The sequence below is a fragment of the Ensifer sp. SSB1 genome (genome assembly GCF_016652895.1).
Lineage (GTDB): Bacteria > Pseudomonadota > Alphaproteobacteria > Rhizobiales > Rhizobiaceae > Ensifer.
In genome coordinates this window covers 24396-31868 of the sequence record NZ_JAEPRP010000079.1, presented here as the reverse complement: position 1 = coordinate 31868, position 7473 = coordinate 24396, and the positions used below count along the sequence as shown (strand labels likewise).

Here is a 7473-nt window from a genome sequence, read left to right as displayed (position 1 = left end):
GGCGATGGATCTCTTTGACGAAGTCGGCCCGCTCGTAGTCGATCGGCGTGGCCCCGAGATCGGATACGATCTGATGAGTTGCAAGAGATGCAGTCCCATACATCTCCAGACCTGCCAGGCGACCAAGTTGCAGGAGAGCCGTGCCCACTCCGCCGGCCGCGCCATGAATAAGGACCCGTTGTCCCGGTGAGGCATGCCCAAGCCGATGCATCATCTGATAGGCCGTAACGTAGTTCAGCACGAGGCTAACTGCCTCGGCGGGATCAACACCAGTTGGAACCGGAGTGAGTTCATCTTCCGGCAGGCAGATGAACTGGGCGTAGCCACCATGAATGGGCAGCGCCGCAACCATTTTACCAACCATCGAATGGGACGCTCCCTCTCCGGCCTCGTCAACGACGCCTATAATGTCCCATCCTGGCGTGAATGGCAGGGTCGTCTTTTCCGGATGAATCCCCTCCCGCATCAATAGCTCTGCGAAGGAGACGCCAGCGGCGATTGTTCGCACCCGCAGCTCACCTGATGTCGGATGGGGCGCGTCTTCCTCCACGATCTCCAGAACTTCAGGTCCGCCATAGTGGCGAACAACGATCCGCAGAGACTTCATTGGCGGGCTCCATCCAGATTAGGCTCCCCCACTGAGGCAAACTCAGTCGAAAAAGTAGCGCACGCTGGTCTGAAGCGAATTGCTCCAGATCAAACCCACCAGAAATCGGTCGCCACCCACGAATAGCTGCTTATTTGCGCAGAATGAGATTGGGACGCAGCCACTACAGTGGCTGGACCAGCTGCCATGGGGCGTGATTGGAAACAAATGACCGTTTGGGCTCACGAGCCCGACCCGGCAGGTTGAACGTCTTATATCTTCGTTGCGAAGCCGGAAAGCCGCCAGTCCGTTTCCGGCCCCAGTCAAGACGCTCGCCCCTATCCTTCGTCTTCAGCGCAATTGAAGCGTCGGGCGTTCCATTCTCGGCTTGGGAATGAATGCGCGGCCAGCGCCGCCCACAGTCACACATAATTCGCAACCAGGGACAGCCTAGCCTCCGCGGCACAATCGACGTAATGCTCGACTACTAAGTAAGCAACACAGGGCGGCGCCTTGAGTTATCAGTGGTAAATGTCGGCTAGCTTGTCAGCGCAGTCCCTGGCGGACGAACGGACTGAAAGAAGGCGGTCAAACCGTCGGGAAGCGGAGATTTGGTTGCCATACCACCTCAATACGCAGGAAGAGTCCGAGCAACGGGACTACCAACGTTTCGGCAAGGCATTCTCGGGCAACATCGAGGACTACGAAAAGCGCTTCGGAACAAGGAGCGTTCTCCATTGCAAGGTGAGTGACAAGGACGATCCGACCGAAGACCCCGTTTCGGGCGCGTCGGCAAGCAAACGATTGAGGACACCGGTCCGCTCACCCAGGAGCGCATGAAGAACTTCGACGCCGGCGAGGTCATCCCAAAGGCGCTCGATTTCATGGGATCCGCAAAACAGGCGAACGAACCGTTCTTCGTCTGGCTGAACACCCGCCGCATGCACCTCTATACGCGGCTTAACGACGAATGGCGGTATGCGGCCGAGACCTATACGCCCGAGGCTGACTTCCATGGTTCGGGCATGCTGCAGCATGACCACGATGTCGGGCTCGTGCTGAAGTGGTTCGACGACCAGGGCCTAGCCCGCCGTGACGCGAGAATTGCTTTTCACTTCTTCACGAACGACGTCGAGGAGCATTGCGTGATCAGGCAGCGCGTCCCGAATTCACGAGGAAAGGTCTCGTTCGGCTGTCATTTTGGAGCGCCCCAGGGTTGCGGATTGGTTTGAAATTTTCGTAGAAAGCCATGTGTGGCAAGGCCAAATTTTGCGAACAGGGTGGATCACTGCCATCATCTTGCTCCCTCGCGTTTCATACCCACGTCGCCATCGTTCCGAAATGCAAACCCTGTCCAGTTCAGGACCAGTTGCTCCTTCTTCGGCGACGAAAGCAGCTGGCCGCTGAAGAAACAGGCCTCGCCCGCGCTTGGTCTGTCGGCCAGCCGCATTGTTTTCAGGGTTGCAATTCAACCTTGACCTCTTTGAGCGCCCCTTCAAATTTGGACGGCGTCGTGTAGTCATAGGTGACGGGCGTGCCTGTATCGCTGCCGATATCCTGGTTTTCGGAAAGCGAATACTTGAATGGCGTCGTCTTTTCGATCTTGCCGCTGGCGGCCTCTTTTCCGTCGACCAGCAGTTTCAGGGTGCCGCCTTTGCCGTATTCCTTCGCTCCGTCATACACAAAGGCCATCGTCACATTGTGACTGCCAGCCGGCAAAGCCTTGTCGGCCTTCACCGAATAGAGCTCGACATCGATGTAGTTATGGACAGCCGCCAGCTTTCCGTCCTTCAGATAGAACGCCATGCCGGATTTCGCGACGCCCCCGGCAAAATCAGGCGGCTATACGAGCTGATCAACAATCTTGGCACCTACCTGGGGCAGACGCACCTTCGATCGTCAACTACTGTCGGCGATACTGGTCCGGTCAGCCGAGGCCGTTTGTGTTTTTGCGCGACCGCAAATTAATGCATGTCGCCCAAAAGTGCGCAGCGGTTTTGGGAGAACGACATGCATCAAAACAAAAACTGAAGCGCGTCGCTTGAATTCGTTTCAGCGCGACGCGCTTTAGGTCAAAAGTCTTAGGCCATTAGCTTGTTCTAATTGATACTTTTCCAACACCAGGGAAAAGAGTAGCATTGGTGCCGTTCCAGAGGGGATGGGGCGAGCACAACGGGCCGCGCAATTGCATTCTCCGCCTCGGTCTTGCACGGCCAGATCATGTCTGGGAGGAATGCATGACAAGAACAGCTCGCCTTGGGCGCTGCGGCGTCCTCGTTTTAACCGGTCTTTTGGGGGCATGGCTTGGCGCCGCCACGGCGCGGGCCGAAGATATGAGCAAGGCCGACCTCGAAGCCTTGAAGAAATCGCTGGCCAAGTATGAGGACTACACGGCCGCTGTGCGCGACCTCTATCTGTCGACCGTCGGCTGCGTCTACTACAGCGGCGAGAAGATAGCCGGCGCGATGGACTATCCGAAGGGCGCCATGGGCATCCATTTCGTCAACGTCCCAAGTATCGGCCAGAAGCTCGACCCGATGAAGCCCAACGTCCTGATCTACGAGCCGACGAAGAAGGGCTTGAAACTGGTCGGCGTGGAATGGCTGGTGCAGTTGACGCCGGAGGTCAAGGAAGCCCCAAGCCTGTTCGGCCAGAAATTCATGGGGCCGATGGAGGGACACTACCCGCTGATCCCGAAGGAGTTCGTGCACTACGATCTTCACGCCTGGCTGTTCGCGGACAACCCGAACGGCATGTTCAGTCCGACGAACCCGAAGGTGAAATGCAGCAAGGCCGATTTTCCGATGCTGGAGAAGCCGACCAAAATGATGCCCGGGCCGATGTAAGAGACCGTGAGGCACACAGCGAAAAGAAACGGCCCCGTACGGGGCCGTTTCTCAGACTGCTGACAAACCCCTGGCTTTAGCCGGGCGTGCTCCTCGGCTTTTTGCATCCAACCGCCGATTCACGGAATCGCTCCGAGGGAAACATGGCGTTGATGCATTTAGGGCGCGCCCGATTGGCAATGGTGTTGCCTCGCCATCCCAAACAGCTTCGCGAAACCAGAGATGATAGTCTCTTTGATCTTTTCGAGGGTTATGCTCTGGCATCATCGAAACTCGATGACCTCCTGCGAGAGGTTCCGCGGCAAGAAGACTTATTAACTGAATATCAGGAGACCTGCGCCGACTTGCAGGTCGAGGTTGTCGCATTGCTTACGCTGCTAAACGAACGAGTTTTTCGTTAACCGTCGTTCGACTGCTTTGGCCCTCATGGTAATTACTCGCGTCATACGTGTCCTCTCGTCCTACAAACTACCGCGCCCCTCACCCAGCCACTTGTACAGGGCGCCGGATCTCGGCGAATGCTTACAATCCCTATGACATCGCGAGCTTTCGTTGCCGCCTCCAAGGGCACTCATTCGTTTTCAAGGCACTCCATCGACTGTGCAACAGCTCGTTGCACAATTGTACGCCGGATTTATCGAGCGGTAACGTACGTGGAACGGGTTCGCCACTGCTTAGATTAGTCTCTCGGTTTGGAGAAGCGAACGCCGGCACCGCCCCCATTTTCTGGAATGAATTCTATTCCGGCAGCCTCAAACGCGAAACGTATCGCATCTAAGGTCGCGGTATACCCTGGACGGCCGGCTTCAATGCGAGTGACGGTGGCCGCCGTAATGTTTGCGCGGCTCGCAAGATCGCGAACGCCCCATTTCAATGCAGCTCGAGCCATTCGGATTTGATCGGCAGTCAACATTATAACCTTGACATAATCTTTGCGTGATTCAAAGTGTTCCGCGGTCATTGCGGCCACGCAGGGTGCTTGCGACACCTCGCGTGGCCTGACCGCAATTCAAGCTATAGGGAGCTCGGATCATGGCTGATTCTGAGACTAGCAGAACTTTACCTGCAATTGAGCGTAGAAAAGTAGCTGCAGAGAACGGTGGCACCGGAAGCCTGCCGCAGATCATCGATCGTCGAAACCTACTTCCCGTCGCGGCGCGCGTGCTGGGAGCGCGTTTCGCAGAATCTGACGGTCAGCGGAAAGCCAGCGGCCCGACGACGGTGAGTGAAATGTGGCCCCGTTGGTATGCGTTCCACCTGCAGCGGATGCGGGCCGCCCACCTCAAACAAGGGCTTGAAAGGGAAATGCTGGAACAGGCCGGAGGCTTGCCCGTGGCGGAGCTGCAGACCGTCGACGGCCCCCTCATGACCCGCTCCTTCGCTGAGATCAATCGGGTCACCTCCCGCCTGAATGCCGAACAACTTTCCTGCGCGCGGGCCGAACTTAGACACCGCCGCAAACAATGGAAAGAAGCCGACAAACGCTTGGGCTACAGTGCGGCGGTCACTCGGGACCATGAGCTCGCCGAGCAAGCCGGGATATACGGACGTGTCATGGGGATCACACGTCCCTTCTCGCTGATCGAAGTCACCGCGAAGCTCCATTGCCTGATCGTCATGCATGATCCCGGCCTCAAACGCGAAGGCGCGCCCTGGCCAGACTTACGAACCCTACTGAAAGAACTTATCCGCCTCGAGGAGATGGGCGAACCGAAGCCATGCCCGGGAGTTGGACGTCCCGCCGAACCAATTAGCGTCCGCAACCTTCTTGACCTGGCGACCCAGTACAAAGACGCGGCCATCAAACTTGGCGAAGGTACGTGCATGTCCAGCCAGATTCCACGGCGCCTTCTGGCGCTCCATGCGATTGAACTCTATCTGGATGCGCTCTTGATTGCCAAAGGCGCGGACCACGCGACAGTTCGCGGGTTCCGGCACGATGTTGAAGAGCGAGCGCGAATGGCGTTGAATGCGGGCCTTGTCCTGCGTAAGCGCACCTTGGCACACTTGGCAGCACTCTCCGCAAGCGATGAATACGGCGTAATCAGGTATTTCTCAGACCCCATACCTGGTCTTTCGCAGGTGAACCGCGTTATGGCGACACTTGACGAGCTCTCGCGGAAGGTTCGAAATCTGCTGCGGAGGCCGTTTTGATCACGCCTTTCCAAACCCAGGCCTTCGCCGCTGTTACCTGTCAGGTTCGTGCTACGTATTTCGTAGTTGCGAACTACGAAGGTGTCTAAATGCCCTCTCAATTCCCGCCGTGGCGATTCCAAACCGGCAACCAAGTCGACTGGCTAGATGAATCCGGTGTTAGCCTCAGAGAGCTTCGATCTGTTTCGTTTATTTCGTTTATTGCGTTTGCTGCGAATATAGAGTAGGAATGGCTTTTAACGGAGGGCGATAAAAATGACAGTTCCAGCAGCAGCCCACGAACTTGGCGGACGCCTGCCTTCGGCCTCTGAAAAAGCTGCAGCAAATCACTTGCGGAAGATATTGGCGGCGCATGCTACAGGCGACGCGAAATTGCGCGTGCTCGACGATGAAACACAGCAGCCGACGGAGATTACCCTTACCCCGGCGCTATCTAGCCTTCTCATGGAGCTTTTGAGGCATATTGGTAAAGGGGATGCGGTGACACTCGTTCCCGTCAACAAGATGCTGACGACACAGCAAGCTGCAGATATTCTCAATGTATCGCGGCCATTCCTGGTCTCTCTGCTCGATAAGGGCGAAATTGAGTACTCACTGGTTGGCCGCCATCGAAGAATTCAGGCGGATCATCTTTTCAAATACAAGAAGGAGCGCGACGAGAAGCGGAGTAAGGCGCTTGCAGATCTAGCAGCACTGGACGCGGAGTATCTGTAAGCTTGTTCGCTAATCGCTTCACTGCCTTCGTTGACGCGTGCACATTAGCGAGTGCGTTAAAGCGCAACTTGCTGCTGACACTTGCGGAAGCGGAATTTTACCGCCTCCGCTGGTCGGCAATTGTTCTCGACGAAACCCAGAAGGCTATCGAGAAGATCCTCACTGATAAGAACGTCGCCGATGCATCCGTACGAGCATCGCGCGCCCGAGCAAGCATGGAGGCTGCGTTCGAGGAAGCCATGATCGCTGATTTTGATCAGTTTCTTTCCGCTTGTGAAGGTCTTCCTGACGAAAACGACGCCCATGTGGTTGCAGCCGCTCTGAAAACGCAGGCCGCAGTAATCGTAACCGAAAATCTGAGAGACTTCCCAGCGGAGTTGCTCCGAAGACTGAACCTTGAAGCGAAGTCGGCGGATTCCTTTATTGCTGATACAATCGCCTTGGATACCGGCAGAGCGGTAGCAGCGATTAGGCGTATGCGAGAGCGCTTTAGGAAGCCGGAGAAAACCGCGGATATCCTGCTTTTGGATATGGAGGCGAACGGCCTTACGCAAACCGTAGACGTCTTAAAACCTCACCTCCTGTCGCTTTAGATCCCTGACCGGTTCGGTCTTATTCCCTTTGATACATGGCCTTATCAACCAAAGATAGCCAGAAGCTTGATGCTCATGGGCTACCATGCGGTTCTTCGGGCATGATCCGATGGAGATGAGAATGTCGGAGATGCTTGCAGCGCTTACCAACATTCACATTCGGACCGCGGAAGATATGGTCGTGGCCTTTCGCGATGAGGAGCAGTGTCGGCGATTGCTGGAAAGCATGGTGTGGCCGGCCGGAAGAGTTTGCCCTACCTGTGGTTACAAGCGCTCGATTGCAATCGCCGGGCGCGATATGGGCCAGCGGCGTGCGCGTCCGGGTCTCTATCAATGCTCCAGCGGCGATTGTCGCTTCCAGTTTACGGTGACGACCCACACGCCGCTGCATTCCACAAAGCTCCCTCTGAGGGTCTTCTCTGATTGGGGTCGTTGAGGTCAAGGCGCTCGTGCACTTTTTTCTCGGCCGCTCCGCGGGCCCTTCACTCATCGTGCACTTTGGCTTCGGACCCCGATTTGTTCCTTCAAACCAACCGCAGTTGTTCACGACGCTACACTCCAATCGCAGGCTCTGTTAGGA

10 protein-coding genes and 2 pseudogenes are annotated in these 7473 nt (G+C 56.4%); 9 read left to right on the top strand and 3 right to left on the bottom strand.

Features of this window, described 5'->3' with window-relative positions; translation table 11 throughout:
- A partial coding sequence (locus I8N66_RS19870; protein WP_291156930.1) for an alcohol dehydrogenase catalytic domain-containing protein occupies nucleotides 1-607 on the bottom strand: 607 nt, incomplete at its 3' end.
- A 594-nt stretch (nucleotides 608-1201) separates the two neighbouring features.
- Between I8N66_RS19870 and I8N66_RS19865 the strand changes: the two genes are divergently transcribed.
- Nucleotides 1202-1426, top strand: a complete 225-nt coding sequence (locus I8N66_RS19865) for a hypothetical protein (RefSeq protein ID WP_291156928.1) — start codon at nucleotides 1202-1204, stop codon at nucleotides 1424-1426.
- Entirely contained in the window at nucleotides 1423-1818 is a 396-nt protein-coding gene (locus I8N66_RS19860; RefSeq protein WP_291156926.1) for a hypothetical protein, read from the top strand. The genes I8N66_RS19865 and I8N66_RS19860 overlap by 4 nt, the downstream gene beginning before the upstream one ends.
- A 223-nt stretch (nucleotides 1819-2041) precedes the next feature.
- On the opposite strand, the gene I8N66_RS19855 is transcribed toward I8N66_RS19860, so the two are convergent.
- The gene (locus tag I8N66_RS19855) at nucleotides 2042-2392 is read right to left on the bottom strand and encodes a hypothetical protein (protein ID WP_291156938.1); all 351 of its coding nucleotides are present in this window, start codon (nucleotides 2390-2392) and stop codon (nucleotides 2042-2044) included.
- Here I8N66_RS19855 and I8N66_RS19850 point away from each other — a divergent pair.
- From I8N66_RS19850 to I8N66_RS19840, 3 genes and pseudogenes are all read left to right on the top strand, one after another.
- Nucleotides 2372-2520, top strand: a pseudogene (locus I8N66_RS19850) (ISKra4 family transposase); the annotation flags it as partial. The gene I8N66_RS19855 and the pseudogene I8N66_RS19850 sit on opposite strands and share 21 nt — an antisense overlap.
- Before the next feature lie 303 nt (nucleotides 2521-2823).
- Complete coding sequence (locus tag I8N66_RS19845) at nucleotides 2824-3432, top strand: hypothetical protein (protein ID WP_291156924.1); 609 nt, start codon at nucleotides 2824-2826, stop codon at nucleotides 3430-3432.
- 143 nt (nucleotides 3433-3575) lie between these two features.
- Nucleotides 3576-3833: a hypothetical protein gene (locus I8N66_RS19840; RefSeq protein WP_291156923.1), complete on the top strand. Its 258-nt coding sequence runs from the start codon at nucleotides 3576-3578 to the stop codon at nucleotides 3831-3833.
- A gap of 278 nt (nucleotides 3834-4111) precedes the next feature.
- Here I8N66_RS19840 and I8N66_RS19835 read toward each other — a convergent pair whose 3' ends face one another.
- The gene (locus tag I8N66_RS19835) at nucleotides 4112-4321 is read right to left on the bottom strand and encodes a helix-turn-helix transcriptional regulator (RefSeq protein ID WP_365887548.1); all 210 of its coding nucleotides are present in this window, start codon (nucleotides 4319-4321) and stop codon (nucleotides 4112-4114) included.
- 143 nt (nucleotides 4322-4464) lie between these two features.
- Between I8N66_RS19835 and I8N66_RS19830 the strand changes: the two genes are divergently transcribed.
- The 4 genes and pseudogenes from I8N66_RS19830 to I8N66_RS19815 form a co-directional block, all read left to right on the top strand.
- Nucleotides 4465-5586: a hypothetical protein gene (locus tag I8N66_RS19830; RefSeq protein WP_291156921.1), complete on the top strand. Its 1122-nt coding sequence runs from the start codon at nucleotides 4465-4467 to the stop codon at nucleotides 5584-5586.
- A gap of 255 nt (nucleotides 5587-5841) precedes the next feature.
- Entirely contained in the window at nucleotides 5842-6300 is a 459-nt protein-coding gene (locus I8N66_RS19825) for a helix-turn-helix domain-containing protein (protein WP_291156919.1), read from the top strand.
- A 68-nt stretch (nucleotides 6301-6368) separates the two neighbouring features.
- Entirely contained in the window at nucleotides 6369-6893 is a 525-nt protein-coding gene (locus I8N66_RS19820; RefSeq protein WP_291156917.1) for a PIN domain-containing protein, read from the top strand.
- Nucleotides 6894-7014: 121 nt separating this feature from the next.
- Nucleotides 7015-7302: pseudogene (locus I8N66_RS19815) on the top strand (transposase); the annotation flags it as partial.
- Nucleotides 7303-7473: the final 171 nt, after the last annotated feature.

Coding starts and splice junctions, on each gene's coding strand:
- I8N66_RS19860 (WP_291156926.1), top strand. CDS start 1,423: ATGAAGAACTTCGACGCCGGCGAGGTCATCCCAAAGGCGCTCGATTTC.
- I8N66_RS19855 (WP_291156938.1), bottom strand. CDS start 2,392: ATGGCGTTCTATCTGAAGGACGGAAAGCTGGCGGCTGTCCATAACTAC.
- I8N66_RS19845 (WP_291156924.1), top strand. CDS start 2,824: ATGACAAGAACAGCTCGCCTTGGGCGCTGCGGCGTCCTCGTTTTAACC.
- I8N66_RS19840 (WP_291156923.1), top strand. CDS start 3,576: ATGGCGTTGATGCATTTAGGGCGCGCCCGATTGGCAATGGTGTTGCCT.
- I8N66_RS19835 (WP_365887548.1), bottom strand. CDS start 4,321: ATGGCTCGAGCTGCATTGAAATGGGGCGTTCGCGATCTTGCGAGCCGC.
- I8N66_RS19830 (WP_291156921.1), top strand. CDS start 4,465: ATGGCTGATTCTGAGACTAGCAGAACTTTACCTGCAATTGAGCGTAGA.
- I8N66_RS19825 (WP_291156919.1), top strand. CDS start 5,842: ATGACAGTTCCAGCAGCAGCCCACGAACTTGGCGGACGCCTGCCTTCG.